Consider the following 17,081-nt stretch of genomic DNA (forward strand, 5'->3'; position numbering starts at 1 on the left):
TTACCCCACTGATAAATTGCCCGCCAACATGTAAGCGCGCGCTTGTTTCTCTCAGCGTAAAGAGTTTGCCGCGAGCTTTGGCATCACTGCATGATCGATGGACCCGATTTCAAAGCCCTTTGCGCTTAACGCTAGCCCCGGCCGTGACGCTACCGTCGGCATTCACGAAACGCTCAATCTCGACGTATGACTTACGCTGCCATTCCGTGCCCGCGAGGCCAAGTTCAGTGGTGATACTTTCCAGCAGGGCTGCATCACTACCCATGACATGCTTATGGCAATTCTGAGCAACATTCATGTTGAATCGACGTAGATCATCGACCTTGATGTCACAGCGACCTGTTCTCCCCAGCGATCCACTTGCGACGAGGGCGTACTTCGAGGTCAACGGGAACAAAATCTGTGCATGGGGCGAGCCGTAACCAATCGGAAGATTTCGAGTCGCCGTCGATCTGGACATCAACACGACTGGTGAGTCTGAAGTGAGGAAACTTTGGTCATCCTCGGGCGCGTGCAGGATCATCCAATCCCGTTTGAGCAGCTCTTTGGCCACAGTGTGCCAGACCTTGAACGAACGACTGCGTGAGTACCCATGGTCTACTTGGACATCATAGGATTCCTCGCGAGCCATTTTTGCGACAGCGCTAGCTTGTTCTTTCAGCAACGAATGATCCACGTTGGCCCCCTCCATTCTCAGGAGGTGGTCAAAAACCCTAGTCTCATCCGTCAGCGTCAGGTGAGAGTTTGCTTTCACAAATCCCGCATAGACGCTGCTCGCCTCCGCAATGGCAGCTGGTGTCCGAACTGCCGTTATTCCGAGAAAGATGGAAAAGGTCTCACGGTCCTCTGAGCTTATGCGCTTACCTTCCACGAGTGACTTCAAAATAGGCGCTCCAGCAGACTCGATGTGCCCGAAAAGCACTTCAAGATCAAACCGCTTGCGGTCTTGTTTATCTTCAAAAGTGTATAGGTTGCTGACAACTGCAACATTCTTTGGGCGCTGCTTCCTAAGCTTGCCACTAGCCCGATCAAAGACCGCAAGCCACCCCATCGAGGTAAAACCCTCTAAATAGAATTTCGGGACAAAGTGTTGTCGGGTTGGGCCGGAGAGCCAGGGCTTCGAACTCAGCTTTTCAAACTTGTCCATAGGGTGATAGCCGTCTCTGCAAAGTACAAGCTGAGGTATACACCAAAATCAAGCATAGGTTGTTCAACAGTCGAGGCCTTACCCATCGCCCGCCACTGCACTGTCGCTGATCAGATACCCCTCTCTCATGTAGGTCAGAGGGTGACGCGACAGCCAGCAAGGTAGCGGTTTGCTTAGCGGATAAAATGTCTTATGTGGACAAAAAATCTACGAATTAATGCGAGAAAGTTTTCCAGAGCGGTCTTTGACGCGAAGACTCCAGACTTTTGACCTGCCCCTCCCTGATAGTTCTATCGAACAGCGCCAGCACCCAGGTTACGTCGCCTGGTGGCGACTTACGGATTAACAAGCAATCCGCCACTCCATGCCGTGTGCGACCCAGTTCCTCGCCCAGAATTACCTGCATAAGGGGTGAGGTGAGGGGGGCTTACGAACTATCGGGCTTGGGTGAGTGGCTCGCTCTGGACTAACCTCGGTACGGTAGACCAAGCTTAGGGGCGATTGCCATCCGCGATCAGAGACAGCTTTGGTGATTGGGTGTACTTAAAACGCCGTCAGGCGAGTCATTCATCCTGTTTACACTTATTTCTAGCAACACAAAAACAACAGCAGTTCCTGAGCTATCACAGACAGCATGTCTTCAAGGTTGCTCTCGAAAACTACCTGAATCACTCCAGCCCTACCGCTGATGCTTGAGTCGTTATTCATGGATGAAATCACTACGTTCCCCTCGGATGATGTACCTGATCTTCAACGTATAGTGCAGCGCAAACTCGGGCGCTGCCTGTTACGCTTGCAACAATACGAACGGCTGCTGAAAGCTATAGTCGCGCAAGGCGAGTTGAGCGGCCCTGCGGACCGGCTGCCTACCATCCGTAAGCAGAAGATCGCATGTGCTCAGAACAAAACCATGGGCACGTTGGTGGGGATGCTGACGGAAGGCTGTTTGACCCAGTCGCCCCCGAATGAAAAGTCACAGACGGAAAACGATGCCGGTAACCAAATCTGGTTCAGCTATCGACACCAGTTTGAAATGCCAGCCGAGTACTATGAGGCAACGAAGGCCGACCTCATGGAGCTGGTCGACTTGCGCAATAAACTGGTTCACCACTTCATTGAGCGTTTCGATCTCTGGTCTGAATCAGGCTGCCAGGCAGCAGACGGTTTTCTGGAGGAAAGTTACGAAACCATCAATCGGTATTATCTTAATCTGCAAAGCTGGGCCAAAACCATGGATGAAGCACGAGTTGAAATGGTTTCCTTTATGCAGAGCCAAGCATTTGAAGATGCGCTCATCGACGGTGTCAGGGAGGACGGTTCAGTCTATTGGCCTGGCAGTGGGATATGCCGCTGTTTACGTGAAGCAGAAACCAAGCTTGCCGAAGGTGGCTGGACTCGACTGGAAGCAGCTATCCGCTGGATTGGTAGTACCTATCCAGAGCAGACGCCCAAGCGCTACTGTTGCAGCAGCTGGAGGCATGTCCTGCACGTATCACGGCAGTTCGAAATACGAAAATCCCAAGCTGATAATGGGCGTACTGCCGTCTGGTATCGCTGCAAGGTCAGATGATTGGGAAACTGAATCGACCTTCCTTTTGTAGGCGCGCTGAGTGACTGTTCCTGGTCGATTGTGTTGAAAAAGGCGGCCTCAGTTTCCAGGGCAAAAAAGTACGCGTCTGAGATTGAAATCCGTGTTTTGAGCAGAAGGTTCATGGCCCAGATTTTGACGTAAAAGCGTGCAAAAAAGACGCTTTCACCGCTCAATGCATGGGTCGCCAGGCCGTGTCGACTTTTCGACATAATCGGCCAAAAGCGGGCAGTGAACAAGATGATGGCAAAGCAGTAGCGTCAGGCTCCCGGGTCGAATGTCTACTTCTGTAGTATTTCGGCCGAGTTCCGTAGCAACGGTGTACCGTCAATTCAGCGAGTCTGCTTCGAAGTCCGAATGCGCGCGTTATTTTCGATTCACAGCGAGGGAACGCAATATGATCGACAATACGCAACCGCATTCCACTTCAGAGTCGTCGCATATTCTCACTCGGCGCAATCTACTCCAGGTTGGCATGACCGGGATTGCAGTCAGTGTGCTTTCACCTTGGTCGTTATGGGCGGCACCATCGGGCGTCTTGGTTAACGATGTGACGCTGCTCAATCCGATTTGGGTTAATCGCCTGTTCGCACCGCGCACCACCGACGAAATACAACAGGCGCTCGCTATGTGGTCAGGCCCGGTCAGTATCGGTGGTGGCCGCTATAGCATGGGTGGACAGATTGCCACCGAAGACAGCCTGCACCTCGACATGCGTCAGTTCAATCAGGTAATCCGATACTTGCCTGAGAACAGGGTCATACGCGTGCAAACAGGGATGCGGTGGCGTGACCTGCAGTCGGTCATAGACCCGCACGACCTCTCGATAAAAATCATGCAGAGCTATGCCAACTTCACCGTCGGTGGATCGCTGTCGGTCAATGCTCATGGGCGCTATGTCGGCGCTGGCCCGGTAATCAACTCTGTGCGTTCTCTGCAACTGGTGCTCGCCAACGGTTCGGTAGTAGAAGCCTCCCGCACCGCAAATGCCGACTTGTTCCACGCTGCCATCGGTGGCTATGGTGCGCTGGGAGTGATCACTGAGGTCGAACTGGACCTTGCGTCCAACGTCACGATGGAACGTCAGATACACCGCATGTCAGTTGCCGATTACCCGAATTTTTTCAATGACCAGGTCCGCGGGAACGAACAGGCTATCCTGCACAACGCCGATCTGGTCCCACCTTACTTTGACCGGGCCACTTCCGTCACCTGGCGCGCCTCGGACAAAGAGTTGACAGTCGCAGAAAGGCTGGTCGCGCCGGGGCAATCGTACAAATTCAACCAGACCCTCATGTGGAGTGTGACCAAGCTTCCCGGCGGCCCACTGATTCGCAAGGATGTGATCGATCCACTGCGCTACCTCAACCACCCGGTTGTACGGCGCAATTACGAGGCTAGTGCGGATGTCGCCTCGCTTGGGCCTATCGCAACCCGAAACAGTACCTACGCGTTGCAGGAATATTTTGTGCCGTTGGCACAGTTCAATGCGTTCGTAAAGCAAATGGCCGCCATCCTACAGGCGCACCGCGTTGACGCCGTTAATATCTCCATCCGGAACGCTCAGGGCGACCCCGACTCGTTTCTGTCTTGGGCACGCGAAGAAGTGTTTTCCTTCGTACTCTATTACTGGCAACGCGTTTGCGTGGTCGACCGCGAGGAAGTTGGCGTGTGGACGCGCAAACTTATCAACGCCGCGCTGTCGCTTGGGGGTACCTATTATCTGCCCTACCAACTGCATGCAACGCAGGAACAGTTCTCACGTGCCTACCCAAACGCGCGACGTCTGTTCGCACTCAAGGCGCAAGTCGATCCGGGTAAGCGATTCCGGAACAAGCTCTGGGACAAGTACTACACGGGGTAGTGTAAAGCCCGTGGCAAAGGAAGCCTGAACCCAACTTGGGTGATGTCTCGTTGTCCATCTGCGTCCGTTATTTGGCAAGCCGTGAGGCAGCTTTGGGTTGTTTACAGCCCTTCGCGACAGGCAACAATCGGCCGAAGCTGTGTAAAAACGCAGACACTGTTTCGAAGTCTGCGTCGCTACGTAAGATCTACCAATGATCGGTTAACAGCGGACCTGAAATTTGCGTAGGAACGCGATTTTCGTTCTGGTTCTGACTGTCAAACCTGCTCTAAACCGTTTTTACACAGCCTCGGCCGTTTCCGGCCCATCACGACAGGCAAAAAGCGGCCAGTAGCGGACGTTAGAATGCCGTAAGCTTCCACCATCTGACTCGCTCGACCTCGTGCCCAGTTCGCTAGACAGCTCTTTACCAACGCCAGGGAAATTAGCGACGCCCAGCCAGACGAAGAAACCATTCTCAAGCTGCCCAAGTACTCCTAAAGCGCCCTCGAACACCTCAAGGACGCTCAGCGCAGGCTGCGGTACGCCGGGATGACGGGCAGCGCAGAACCATTAGTCAGACGGTGGCGGTCCGTCACTAAAAACGCTAAGGCTCATAACGATGAACCCTCATTTTCGCCGCAACGCTCATCCCAACGAAGACTATCCAGTTACGCGGATGCCCACACGCACATACGCCCGCTTCGATCACCTAGAAGTCGACACAGCCGCCCGATCCGTCCTGCTGGCATTCGACCTAGTCGATGCACAATGGCTCGACGTGCAGGGACAGCAAAATCCGCTGCTGAATGCGGAGCGGCCCGACGATGTCGCAAAGGCCTGGGATAAGTGGAAGCAACTTGCTCCCTATACGGCACCCAATCCATTCGAAGCGATGCCAATGTACCGGCTGGAATTCGAACTGCCCGACGGGCACGGACTCTTTGGTCTACCGCCTCTTCCCCCGGCAAACGACTCCCGCGCCCTGCGCAACACGGCCGGGGACCTTGAGCAGACGTGGTTCGAGATAGAGATTTACAATCAACGCGGACAAGGACTCAGGGTGGCACAGCTCTATACCGGACTGTTCGCTAACCCAGTGCCGGTATACGTAAAGGGAAAAATGCCGTCGACGCGAAAGAATAAAGCGCTGTCCGCTATCTTTTCGCTGGCACATCTGCCGACCTTGTCCACGCAGCAGCTGGAAACTGAGCTTTCCAAAGCCACGGCCGACCTGTTGGCGGTGTATGACGTGGGGCAAGGCAATGCCAATGCGCTGCTGTCGACTACACGTTACCGTGATCCTGGAATACCGACACACTATTACGACTTGGGTGCCGGAGTTTACAGAAACCAGCACACAACGCCTTGCCCGCTGGCATTCTGCTTCACCCGGGCGCCGTCTATCATACTTTCCCACTGGGATGCCGATCACTGGGCCGGCACCTATGCAGTCACCACCAACAATGCTTACCCTGCGCTCAAGCGTAAGTGGATCGCCCCACTTCAGATGGTCGGCCCCCTGCACATAGCCTTCGCCCACGACGTCATCAACAATGGCGGGGAATTTTTCATCTACTCTCCACTTCCCGGTGAGATCGGCAACGCGACGCTGTCGCCACACCGGCGTATCAGATTCATGCGCGGCAACGGCAGAGACCGCAATGGCACTGGGATCGTCTTGGCCGTGGAAGAGCCTGATAATATCCCCGCGAGGAGCTGGCTACTCACCGGCGATTGCGACTATCTGCACTTCGTCGACGCACTGGAGCCGTTGCCACCCGTGGGCATGGTCGCGCCGCACCATGGCGCTGATCTGGACAGCAGAAGCCCCATCCCTAAACCACCGAGCGACGTGGACTACAAACGGCTGGCGTACTCGTTCGGCCCGGGAAACAAACATGGCAGCGCCCCTGTCCAGCACCCGACTCCCCAAGGCGTCATGCTGCACAACAGCGCGGATTGGGACCACAACCTCTGGAGCCTGGTGACCCCCGGCTGCCTTACTCCGGGAGGCGACGTTCTGGCGACTTGCGAACATGCGCCCGGCACTTCGCGTGGCGGCGCACTGATCGGGTGGGATAAGCCCCCCACTGGTTTACTCGCGCCCTGCCGCAACCGGAGTTGCTCCACACCGCTCAATCAGAGCTAGTGGTGCCTCTGTAGTTTGCCCTGCCGGCGCTGAATTCCGGGGCCGAAGGCAAGGTGCGCATCGGCATGCTGCCAGCCTCGGCTTCGATGTTGATGCCCCTGGCGCCGAATCTGCAGAAGCAGCGCTCGCCGGGCACCAACGTGACGGCGAGCGAGGGTGCCACCGAGCCCCTGCTGCCTGAGCTGCGTCAAGGGGGGGCGGACCTGGTAGGGTAGAAACCGGGGACATCGTTTACAGGTATGAAATACGGTCAGGAGGTGCCTGACCATGCCCTGGAATCGAGAGTCCCCAATGGATCAGAGAGTCAAATTCATAGGCGATTGGATGTCCGGCGCCTACTCCAAAAGAGACCGTGACTCTGCCGGGTCAACGCTCCATTCACGGGAAGATGTCGGCTGGTCACAGCCTTGCTAGGAGGGGTGGCGTCCGGTCAACTATGCAGGGCCACCGATCGAAGCGACACAGCAAGGTCATATTCCATCAGGCGGACGTTTGGCACCTGTGATGCCGCGTACCGTAGTTTTTGGCCGATGTCAGAAGCGACGATGACGCCATACACGTTCCTCTCGCCCGCGAGGTGCTCTTTCACCCAGCCCATGTAACGAAGGATTTGTCCCATTGCCGCGTCCGGCCCACGGCCTACTTTCAGTTCGAGGACGTAGAAGTCGCCGTTTCCCGTCGCCAGGATGTCGATCGGGCCGACGTCAGTTTGGAACTCCACGCCGTCGCGATCGTCCGTGCGGTATAGCGTGAGCGGCGCATCGTGGCCAGGTAACCTGGGAAGTTTTTTAGCGAGGTAATCGCGCAGGTGTGCCTCCAGAGCGAACATGCTGTATGCCTCATCGGATGCCTCAACAGCTTCGACGATCGGCAGCGGATTCTCACCCACCCCATCAGCGAGGCGGACGATCAGTGCGCCATCGCCAGATTGTGCGATCTCCCACACGCCGTGCTTCTCTGGTTGGTACCAAACGACCCGGCCGCGCCCAGTGCTATACAGGTAATCGTAGGCCGTGTCGGTGAGCCGTGGTTTCTTGTTCTCGTTGTAGTGAATACGTGATGGGTGATTCACCGCCCCCGAGATGATGCTGCATGTCATCGAACTGTCGTTGACGTCATGACCATACATCGACCTTACCTTTGCTTTAATCGCAGGGTATGTGCATTCCCCGTTCATCTGCTGCGCCGCTTCCCGAACCATCTGCCATACCGGCGGGCGGTTGCCATTGCTCACTGTTGTACTCCTCGTTTATGTTCTGTTTTCACGTAATGAACCACGCCGTGAGCGTATAGGGTTCACTTAATTGTTGCCGCTGACCGAAAACTGACCCAGTAAAGGCTGTTCTGCCGACTGAAAACTGACCCAGGTGTTCAACTACTTCTGCTCACTTTCCGAGCAGGAGAACACAGGGTGATCAGCATGGAAATGTTGGGGAAAATTCGGAGGATGTACTTTCGCGACAAGCTGTCGCTGCACCAGATCGCCAAGCGTACCGGGCTGTCGAGAAACACCATCCGAAAATGGGTCAGAGCACCCGAAGCCACTCAGCCGGCGTACCAGCGGTGCGTAACCTTCAACAAACTCAGCCCATTCCACGAGACGCTGGAGCAGGCGCTGAAGGCTGATTCGTTTCGGGCAAAGCACAACCGCAGGAGCGCCAAAGCACTCTTTGAGCAGATCAAAGCCCAGGGTTATGACGGCGGCTACAGCCAGCTCACAGCCTTCATCCGCTCGTGGCGCGGTGAGCAAGGCAAATCGTTACGTGCCTTTGTGCCGCTGACGTTTGCACTCGGTGAGGCTTTTCAATTTGACTGGAGCGAAGAAGGTCTGCTGATCGGCGGCCTGTTCCGACGCATCCAGGTCTCCCACATGAAGCTGTGCGCCAGTCGCGCGTTCTGGTTGGTTGCGTATCCCAGCCAAGGCCACGAGATGCTGTTCGATGCCCATACGCGCTCGTTCGGTGCGTTAGGTGGGGTGCCACGTCGAGGCATCTACGACAACATGAAAACGGCTGTCGACAAGGTTAACAAGGGCAAAGGCCGCACGGTCAATGCTCGGTTTTCCGTGATGTGCGCGCACTACCTGTTCGATCCGGACTTCTGCAATGTCGCCTCGGGCTGGGAAAAAGGCATCGTTGAAAAGAACGTGCAAGACAGCAGACGACGCATCTGGCTCGACGCTCAAGACTGCATGTTTCACACCTTCGAAGAATTGAATGCCTGGCTCGGCCAACGCTGTCGTGCACTCTGGAGCGAGCTGGTGCATCCGCAGTACAACGGGCTGACGGTGGCAGAGGTCTTGGAGCTAGAGCGGGTCGAAATGATGCCGATGCCGACGGCTTTTGATGGCTACGTCGAGCGCACCGTGCGGGTCTCCAGCACCTGCCTGATCAGCGTGGCGCGAAATCGATATTCGGTGCCTTGCGAGCGCGTCGGCCAGTGGGTCAGCAGCCGTCTGTATCCTTCTCGGATCGTGGTCATCGCCGATGAAACTATGATCGCCAGCCACGAGCGTCTGTTTGATCGAGATCAGGTCAGTTTTGACTGGCAGCATTACATCCCACTCATCGAACGCAAACCCGGTGCGCTGCGCAATGGCGCGCCGTTTGCCGATCTGCCTAAGCCGTTGCAGCTTCTCAAGCGGGGCCTGAGACGTCACAGCAACGGTGATCGAATCATGACGCAGGTACTGGCTGCTGTGCCCATCGCCGGTCTCGACCCGGTGCTCGTGGCGGTAGAACTGGTGCTTGAGTCGGGAAGCTTGAGCGCCGATCACATCCTGAATGTTCTAGCTCGACTGACCTCCACTGCACCACCTCCTTCCGTAGAAACCAACCTGCAACTCAAGGTAGCGCCTGTCGCCAATACGGCGCGCTACGACCGGCTCCGTACAACCGATGAGGAGAATCGCAATGCGTGACCTAATGGCGGAACTCAAAGAGCTGCGTCTGCATGGCATGGCCAGCGCTTGGGAAGAACTGGCTTCTCAAGGCGAAGCCTCGACGACGTCGTCGAAGTGGCTGCTCGAACATCTGCTCCAACAAGAACAAGCAGATCGCGCCGTACGCTCAGTGAACCACCAGATGAACATGGCCAAACTGCCCATGCATCGTGACTTGGCAGGCTTCGACTTCGGCGCTTCCAGCGCAGATGCCCGTCTGGTCAAAGATCTGTCCAGCTTGGAGTTCACAGAGACCGCGCAGAATGTCGTGTTCATCGGCGGGCCCGGAACCGGCAAAACACATTTGGCCAGCGCCCTGGCCGTGTCCGGAATCACGACCCATAACAAACGCGTGCGCTTCTTTTCCACAGTGGATCTGGTCAATCTGCTGGAGCGTGAAAAGTACGACGGCAAGAGTGGCCGAATCGCTCAAGGGCTGCTTCGGACAGACCTGGTGATACTCGATGAACTGGGGTATTTGCCCTTCAGCCAGAGCGGCGGCGCGCTGTTATTTCACCTGCTGTCCAAGCTATACGAGCACACCAGCATTGTGATCACGACCAACCTCAGCTTCTCGGAATGGTCGAGTGTGTTCGGCGACGCCAAGATGACCACAGCGTTGCTGGATCGGTTGACACACCATTGTCACATCGTCGAAACGGGCAACGAGTCCTACCGCCTGCAACACAGCACTCTGGCCGCGCAGACAAAGATCAAATCACGTGAACGAAAGCGCAAGGACGAAGATGGTATCGAGGACGATGAACCGTTTTGATCTGCACCATAAACACCCTGCCGCATGCCTTTATGCGGTGGGGCTTGATGACCGTTCAACCGGAACACTGCTGCTAAGCTTATTCACAATTGCTGGGACAAAAAACAGCAATCCGCCCTGGGTCAATTTTCAATCGGCAGGGTGGGTCAGTTTTCAATCAGCGCCAACAAAAACAGACCGTGGGGCGCTTCGCCAAACACAACAAGATCAAGTTCACCCGCGTATTCGACACCGTGCGGCCCCTGGCGTATCTGCTGCGAGACAAGGTCGATGAAAGAACGTTTTCGACCCAGGCCTTTTCGGCGTTCATCTGCCACAACCTCACCCTTCAGGTGCTCGAATGCGGGGCCACTGAACAGCCCGCGCAAGGCGTGCCTTATCCGCAGCCAGGCACTGTGAGCAGCCTTCTGCCAGTGACCGATACCCTGGACCTGTTGTTTGAAAACGCAGACCCTGCGGATGGAGCCGTCATTGAGGTTTCGCTGGAGACTTATCGGCAATATGCAAAAGCGCTCAGGCTGTGGAGCAGCCTGGCAGAGAGCGATACCCGTCTGCCCACCGCCCTGGACTACTGGTACGGCCCGGCCTTCGACTCGCTGAGCGTCGACCGCTGGTATAACTGCACCCCAGCCTCACCAGTATGGATGAATGAATGGCGGGCAGCGGTGGATGCTATGTCGTCAGGGAGCGATGACCTAGCACTCGAACATTTTCAGAATGCCTTGGCGGGCGCCAAATACACAGCTGGGCCGCTGTTCATTCCGCTTTACCTTGAGATATGCGCATTCTGCAAGCGCCAGTACCAACGGCTGCGCACGAGCGGCGAAGAGGCAGAGTTCGATAGCCGATATGAGCCGCTGGGTGGGCAAGCCTCCAAGTACTCAGGCTTGATGGGATACACACCTGCACACTACCGGGACGCAGACACATTACTGCCGAGGACGTTGTTGCACTTTAAAAATACTCGCATTATCAGCAAGATAGATTCGCTGGTCTGACGTATAGGTAAACGCTTTGAAGATGGCCACTGCCGGTAAGGTACGTGGCCGCTACTCAGGAATAGGCCATGGCACTTGACCTCTCTGCGCAACGTCAAGCCTTCATCGATGACGTCACCCATTATCGTTATATTCGCGAAGATGGGCGGCTTATCCTGGAGCAGTTCTGCGTATATTTATCTCACTGTTTCGGGTTCGATGAAAAAATGCATTTGTCGCCACAACCGGTGGAGATGTACAGGCTTCTGATCGAGCTGATTCATGAACGCATGGGGAGCGAAGAAGCTACCCAAAAAATCCAGTACCAGAGGATTGCAGATTGGCAGCCGGAGATGGCCTACGTTTTTCCCGAGCAACGGATGACCTGCATTCACATTGGCGCCCTGATACTGGTCTCCCATGACTGGATTTATGAGATCGGGCATTCATTGGCAGGCCTCCCTGAGCCGGAAGTGCCCGGCAAGTATTTTGCTTGGGCTGACAGTGTCGGGTACGCCGTGCATTCCTTCATTGACGGCTATCACAACGCGCTCTATGCGTTCCAAAAGAACCTCGACAGGGAACACATCGCCACCCGCGGGTATTCGTTGTTCGAAGCATTGCAACTAAGCCGAGACCGTGACATCGACTATGACGCAGCGGTAGCTCAGTTGAAGACGCGCCACCAGGCTTATCAGGCTGCCCTAAGCCAGATAACCCGAGCCTTGGAAAATGGCTACTACCTTGAAGCTATTGCGTTGGAGGAATGCCTGATCAGCAATTGCCTGTTCAACTTTCTCAAAGCAACCGATACCAAGCTCTCCAATCCATCGCTTCACAGGTTGCTGCGAGAGGTTTCAGGTAGGCGCGGTGCCGCTCACGATTACCCGGAGCAACTGCTAGCTGAGCTAAACACATGGCGCAAGGCACGCAATACAGCCATCCACGGTTTCATCACCTGCGCGAGCCAGGCGCTGGAGCAGTCTAGTGGAGCTTTTCAGGCATCCGCCCGGGCCACTGCAAGCACAGGCGCAGAACATTGCAAGGCGTTAGTGGCGTGGTACGGAATAGAAAGCGTGAATTTCGTTCGCCATGAATTTCCCCGCGCCGTGTCCCTACGTATTCATTGATCCAATTCCCGGCCGCGAAGTCAGGGAAGCACCTTCGCGGCGTCACGCATAGGTGAGTTCACCGGACGGTTACTGCTTACTTGAAGAATGTTCTTACTCGCCTGCCGACGCAGCGTGCGAGTGAGATTACCAAGCTGTTGCCGCACAGGTGGGCGCCCGTTTAATCACGCAAGGTGTGTTGGGCGGACGCTTACTCCCTTTGGCAACTATCGTGGCAACATTTAGAGGCACTAACGCGCCTGCCTACCAATGCTTCTATCCGTATCGGTCCGGGGCATCGCAAGGGCATCAGCCTACGATTTGACTTTGGGCTTACCGGCAGTTAGGTCGAGTACTACAACATCAATCATCACACGCCGTGCTTCTGGAATTAGTTCGATCAACAGCTTACGCATCTCATCGGCTGACGTCGGCGCGTTGACTCCTTCTGGAGGTGCCTGCAGCCGCCTTCCCGACTTGGACGGCAAGTCGCCGAACCAAAATACACAATAGATTCCGCGTTGCTCTGATCGCCAGTCGATTAGATACTTGAGATCAAGCTGAGCGGTAGCCGCCTGCCATACTTCGGGGTGCCACTGCCCCTTAACCTCCATTGGAAGCTGCAGCTGACGGCATGCAAAGGCGAGGTCCGCGCGCTTCGAATTTGGCATATCGGCTTCGGTGATGCGTTGGATACCATATCGCTGTAGTTCAGGCCCGATCAGCACGGCTAAACGATCGCGGCAGCGATTCTCATCGTAGGGCACGCCGGACTCGCCCCAGAAATCACGCACCTGATCTAGATCGTCACCGCTCAGAATCTTTTGCGCGATCGTAAGTTCTTCGAGTACGAGGGACTTTAGGTCGTCCGCATTGGACGGTGGCTTTTCAGTCAACAAGGCGCCCAAATAGCTGGGAGGAACTGGTGCGAAGTCTTCCTCTGCGCGCTTCTGACGCTGCTCTGCCGCCATGTGTTGAATTTGGTCGCTATAGGTGTCAGATGGCTCAGTAACTAGTGCCTGCATCGCCTCACTAGCTTCGACACTGGTATCGTCGGCGATGCGGTTGATCATCGCGCGCAGGAAATCGGTCGCATTATAGGGATTATTATCGCCGTAGCCGCTGCCATGAAGAACCGTGTACGGCCATTGCGCGCGAAACTGCGAAACGATCCATTTCGCCTGCGCAATGCTCACACGAAGCATGGCTCCATGGCCGCCCAACTGAAAGCGATCGCGCAGAGCCCAAATGAACTCCGGATGATCGACACCGATACCTGAAAGGTCGGGGAGCACCATATCAAAACGGGCTAATACGTCGACCGCAAGCCAGGTGTATAGGTGATCGACATTGCGAAAGACCATGCTATGGCGTGCTGCGCCGACCGACGCCAAGGATGCAAGTGCTCCTGAATGCGTTAGGCAATCGACCAATTCCTCTTCTACATTCGGGGGGATATTGGGAAATTTAATGAGCCACTCTGAACCAAGTACGGCCGCGGTGGGCTGCCAGTGTTCGTCATGCGCCAGCGTGTAGAGACCGGATACGTGAGAACAACATGCAGCTAGCGACGGTTCAAGCCACAGCCGCGCAAAATCTTCTCGATCTTTGGCTGTCAGAAGGACGACCTGTTCGAGCGCATCACGGAGTAAAGGTAGATCGTCACTCTCAGACATGTAATACGTATCGTGACATAGCAACAACCCGATCGTTTGGACTTCGGCCGATAGGTCAGCAAATCCTCGACCTGCCCGCTGTCGCGCCATAAAGCCTGCCATGATCGCGTAGCAATAGTTCCAACGGCTGCTTTCGGCGAAACTTTGGGCAATCGCCGCCGAAGAGGGGATATCGCTGCGATGAAGGACGGCCTCAAAGCCGGCCATCGCGTCGCTCCCGAGCTCTAAACCAAACCATTCAACCAGCCTGTCGGTTGGTGGTTTTTCATTGTCTAGGTCCCGAAATTCGCCGAGATAAACTCTTGCGGGATCAAGAGTCACCCCAAACTCACCTGCTCGAAGCTCGGCCCTTTTCGCTGCGTATAGGCGGCGACGTGACTCGAAGTCGATACGTGTCTTCCTTTCTTGCTTTGCCGCATTGCGCTCTTGCTTGAGCTTCCAACCCGGTTTCTTCGGGTTTTGAAGCTTGTGTACAAAGGCCTCAAGTTGCGCATCGCCAGCCTGAAACTGGCGGCTAGCTGCGCGCAGATCAGGATCGAATCCATCGCGACCGAAACCGAAGTGCATGAGATCTCGCCAGTCTTCACGCAGCCCCTGGTCCATGTTGTCAGCTCCAGAAAGCCTCTCCAGAAACCAAATGACATCCTTTGAGCGCCCAGCTAGGCCGACAAAGCGCTCGTCGAGATCTATTTGCGACATCCAAATAGTGGGTCGAGGTCGGGCCTCGTAAAGTGCATACAGCTGAACTGCACGGCGCAAGGTGTCATGTTGTTCGAGCCGCAATTTAAGCAATTCTGTCGCTTTACGACTGGAAGTCCTGGTGTGCTTAAATGTCCCGAGCCAGCTCCAAAGTGCCGCAGCGTCACAAGGAGACACCTTCTCTTCGTCGACCGCGCGTACCATGAGCAAAGCTACAATCTCGGTCAGATTGTTCTGACCCTGCCAATCGGAACAGTCCACCAGCGAAGCATGGTCCGCGAGAAGGCTGATTACGTTGGTCAGTCGGGTCGCGGGGATCATATCGACGATGCGTCCGTAATGACGATAATTGTGAACCCGTTCAGCTCCGGTTGGCGGCAGGGGGCAGATTGTGAGCCCCATCTCGGCCAAAAGCGTTTCTACCAGGAGCTCATCAGGGACATCGCAATCGAACTCTTGGATCAGGTTGCGTGCGAGCCGAGTGGAGTCCGCAGTACCTTGGATGCACAGATTGGCAATCGTCTGCTGCCACCAAGCTCGGTCGCGAAAAGGCATGAGTGCTGCGGCCGCGTCTTGGCGTTCACGATAGAAACGTTCTGTAGAAAGTGTCACGGCCTCCAGAGTGTCTGCGAGATCACGTGCAAGCGGCGTGTCTTTGAGGCCCGCAATCAGCACGGCGCGCAGGTGGCCATTGCTTTCGGTCGAGCTGATTATCGCTTCGATCTTGGTGCGGAGATTGGGATTCATCAGGCCCTTGGCCGTATGCTTATCCCAGTCTTGCGATCCAAAATAAGGATCAATATCAGCGAGAGATTTGAGGGCTCCAAGCAGGCAGTCGGCGTGCTCAGAGGTCAGATTGACTGTTTCGCCGTAGCGCAGTACGCCAAACGGATCAGCTGCGATGACCGCAGGGGCCATCACATTGCTGTGAAATGCAAGCCAGGCATGCAGGCCGCGCAAGCTGGCTGGAACCGCGCCGGCGCCATGAAATTGGGCCAGCAAGCGGCGCTGTGCACGCTTTGCTGTAGCCTGCTGTGCCAACCAGCGCGCGCCGAGGAACTCTGCAATAACCCGATGAATCGGTTTTGCTCGACCAACACCGACGCTCTGGAACAGTTTCGACGCGATTATTGCTCGCGCGGCACCTGCTTCGGGGAGCTGTTCGAGGTCGACAAGGCGAACATCGTTATCCTGGGACTGCGCAGGGCCAAGGAGGTTAACAGCCTCTGCGCCGGCAAGTAGCAATCCGGCCATGATTGCTCCAGCTGCTGACAGTGCCTGATCAGCAGTAATTCTTCCTAGGCCAAAATCGTGCCGATCACTATCATGTTCCGGCCATATCAAGATGCAGACGCGCTCAATCAGAGCGGCGCGCGTCGCCGGTAACTGGGCGTCGTGCTCAGCCACTTGCCCCATCAATCCGAGGGTAAGCGGGTTACCATACAGGTCGGCGATACCATGCGCTTCGAGATGAGAAATTACGTGTGCTACATCCACCGTCGGATAACGCTGTTCCAAGAACGAACTTGCCTCGGCTCGGTTCAGGGCCTCGAGCGAAAAGATGATGGGCTCGACCCCATAGATTTGGCGTAGACGAGTCGCGCTGCGTGACTGCCATTCGCGGGCACGGCACGACAGAATGAACTCAGGTGAGCCTGCATCCTCCAGTTGCTCGAGTATCAAAACAACAGCATCGCCCTCATGGCGTGCTACGGCTTCATCCAGGGCGTCGATTAGCAGCGGTTTGCCGGCAACCACAAACCGCGATGGGTCTTTACTATTCATGAAGCGAGTTGCGTCAACCGGTTGAACATCGAGCCTGCGTCCAAACTCCCGGATTAGCTCGCTTTTGCCCATGCCGGGTTCACCTAGTACGACCTTCGGCCCAGCTATTGCCAAGATTTCAGTGTCACCGACTATTTGCATCTGTCCTTGTTCGTCGGGTTTGCGAAGAAATCGCGAGAAATAGTTTATGGCTGTCATTTCGAGGACACCTCCTTGCTTGCCGCACGTAATGTCAGCATTGACTGGTGACTGGATCATATCGTTTCAGGGCGGAGTCTTAACCTCCGGGTCGTGTCTAGCGGTGCATCAAGCCACCTTACCATTGAGGCGTTTTCGGCCTATCGCCGTATTTCGCGCCCGTCGTTATAAATGCAGTGCCTCGCTTGGCA

11 protein-coding genes are annotated in these 17,081 nt (G+C 55.7%); 8 read left to right on the top strand and 3 right to left on the bottom strand.

The annotated features are described in order from the left end of the window. Window positions 1–109: 109 nt before the first annotated feature. Entirely contained in the window at window positions 110–1,147 is a 1,038-nt protein-coding gene (locus AC3IX1_RS10165; RefSeq protein WP_489388044.1) for a DUF4238 domain-containing protein, read from the bottom strand. A 706-nt stretch (window positions 1,148–1,853) separates the two neighbouring features. On the opposite strand from AC3IX1_RS10165, the gene AC3IX1_RS10170 reads away from it, so the two are divergent. The 4 genes from AC3IX1_RS10170 to AC3IX1_RS10185 all read left to right on the top strand — a co-directional run bounded on the left by AC3IX1_RS10170 (window position 1,854) and on the right by AC3IX1_RS10185 (window position 6,945). Then, window positions 1,854–2,717, top strand: a complete 864-nt coding sequence (locus AC3IX1_RS10170; protein ID WP_489388045.1) for an OST-HTH/LOTUS domain-containing protein — start codon at window positions 1,854–1,856, stop codon at window positions 2,715–2,717. 415 nt (window positions 2,718–3,132) lie between these two features. Further along, window positions 3,133–4,599 carry an FAD-binding oxidoreductase gene (locus tag AC3IX1_RS10175; RefSeq protein ID WP_489388046.1) on the top strand — a complete coding sequence of 489 codons (1,467 nt, stop codon included), beginning with the start codon at window positions 3,133–3,135 and terminating at the stop codon, window positions 4,597–4,599. 601 nt (window positions 4,600–5,200) lie between these two features. Further along, window positions 5,201–6,730, top strand: a complete 1,530-nt coding sequence (locus tag AC3IX1_RS10180) for a ComEC/Rec2 family competence protein (RefSeq protein WP_489388047.1) — start codon at window positions 5,201–5,203, stop codon at window positions 6,728–6,730. Window positions 6,731–6,795: 65 nt separating this feature from the next. Next, window positions 6,796–6,945, top strand: coding sequence for a hypothetical protein (locus AC3IX1_RS10185; RefSeq protein ID WP_489388048.1), 150 nt, complete (start codon window positions 6,796–6,798; stop codon window positions 6,943–6,945). A 215-nt stretch (window positions 6,946–7,160) separates the two neighbouring features. Here the strand turns inward: AC3IX1_RS10185 and AC3IX1_RS10190 are convergent, their stop codons facing one another. Further along, window positions 7,161–7,964 carry an endonuclease NucS domain-containing protein gene (locus AC3IX1_RS10190; protein ID WP_489388049.1) on the bottom strand — a complete coding sequence of 268 codons (804 nt, stop codon included), beginning with the start codon at window positions 7,962–7,964 and terminating at the stop codon, window positions 7,161–7,163. 186 nt (window positions 7,965–8,150) lie between these two features. On the opposite strand from AC3IX1_RS10190, the gene istA reads away from it, so the two are divergent. The 4 genes from istA to AC3IX1_RS10210 all read left to right on the top strand — a co-directional run bounded on the left by istA (window position 8,151) and on the right by AC3IX1_RS10210 (window position 12,553). After that, a complete protein-coding gene (istA, locus tag AC3IX1_RS10195; RefSeq protein WP_178925292.1) occupies window positions 8,151–9,650 on the top strand; it encodes an IS21 family transposase in 1,500 nt (499 codons plus the stop codon). After that, the gene (gene istB / locus AC3IX1_RS10200) at window positions 9,643–10,446 is read left to right on the top strand and encodes an IS21-like element helper ATPase IstB (RefSeq protein ID WP_489385302.1); all 804 of its coding nucleotides are present in this window, start codon (window positions 9,643–9,645) and stop codon (window positions 10,444–10,446) included. The genes istA and istB overlap by 8 nt, the downstream gene beginning before the upstream one ends. 89 nt (window positions 10,447–10,535) lie before the next feature. After that, the gene (locus tag AC3IX1_RS10205; protein WP_489388050.1) at window positions 10,536–11,444 is read left to right on the top strand and encodes a hypothetical protein; all 909 of its coding nucleotides are present in this window, start codon (window positions 10,536–10,538) and stop codon (window positions 11,442–11,444) included. 68 nt (window positions 11,445–11,512) lie between these two features. Beyond that, complete coding sequence (locus AC3IX1_RS10210; protein ID WP_489388051.1) at window positions 11,513–12,553, top strand: hypothetical protein; 1,041 nt, start codon at window positions 11,513–11,515, stop codon at window positions 12,551–12,553. A 293-nt stretch (window positions 12,554–12,846) separates the two neighbouring features. Here the strand turns inward: AC3IX1_RS10210 and eruA are convergent, their stop codons facing one another. Then, on the bottom strand, window positions 12,847–16,950 hold the full coding sequence (gene eruA, locus AC3IX1_RS10215) for an NACHT domain-containing antiphage protein EruA (RefSeq protein ID WP_489388052.1): 4,104 nt from the start codon (window positions 16,948–16,950) through the stop codon (window positions 12,847–12,849). Between the last annotated feature and the right edge of the window lie 131 nt (window positions 16,951–17,081).

Source organism: Pseudomonas sp. KH_046_2, from assembly GCF_057838985.1.

Coding starts and splice junctions, on each gene's coding strand:
- AC3IX1_RS10165 (WP_489388044.1), bottom strand. CDS start 1,147: ATGGACAAGTTTGAAAAGCTGAGTTCGAAGCCCTGGCTCTCCGGCCCA.
- AC3IX1_RS10170 (WP_489388045.1), top strand. CDS start 1,854: ATGGATGAAATCACTACGTTCCCCTCGGATGATGTACCTGATCTTCAA.
- AC3IX1_RS10175 (WP_489388046.1), top strand. CDS start 3,133: ATGATCGACAATACGCAACCGCATTCCACTTCAGAGTCGTCGCATATT.
- AC3IX1_RS10180 (WP_489388047.1), top strand. CDS start 5,201: ATGAACCCTCATTTTCGCCGCAACGCTCATCCCAACGAAGACTATCCA.
- AC3IX1_RS10185 (WP_489388048.1), top strand. CDS start 6,796: ATGCTGCCAGCCTCGGCTTCGATGTTGATGCCCCTGGCGCCGAATCTG.
- istA (WP_178925292.1), top strand. CDS start 8,151: ATGGAAATGTTGGGGAAAATTCGGAGGATGTACTTTCGCGACAAGCTG.
- istB (WP_489385302.1), top strand. CDS start 9,643: ATGCGTGACCTAATGGCGGAACTCAAAGAGCTGCGTCTGCATGGCATG.
- AC3IX1_RS10210 (WP_489388051.1), top strand. CDS start 11,513: ATGGCACTTGACCTCTCTGCGCAACGTCAAGCCTTCATCGATGACGTC.
- eruA (WP_489388052.1), bottom strand. CDS start 16,950: ATGATCCAGTCACCAGTCAATGCTGACATTACGTGCGGCAAGCAAGGA.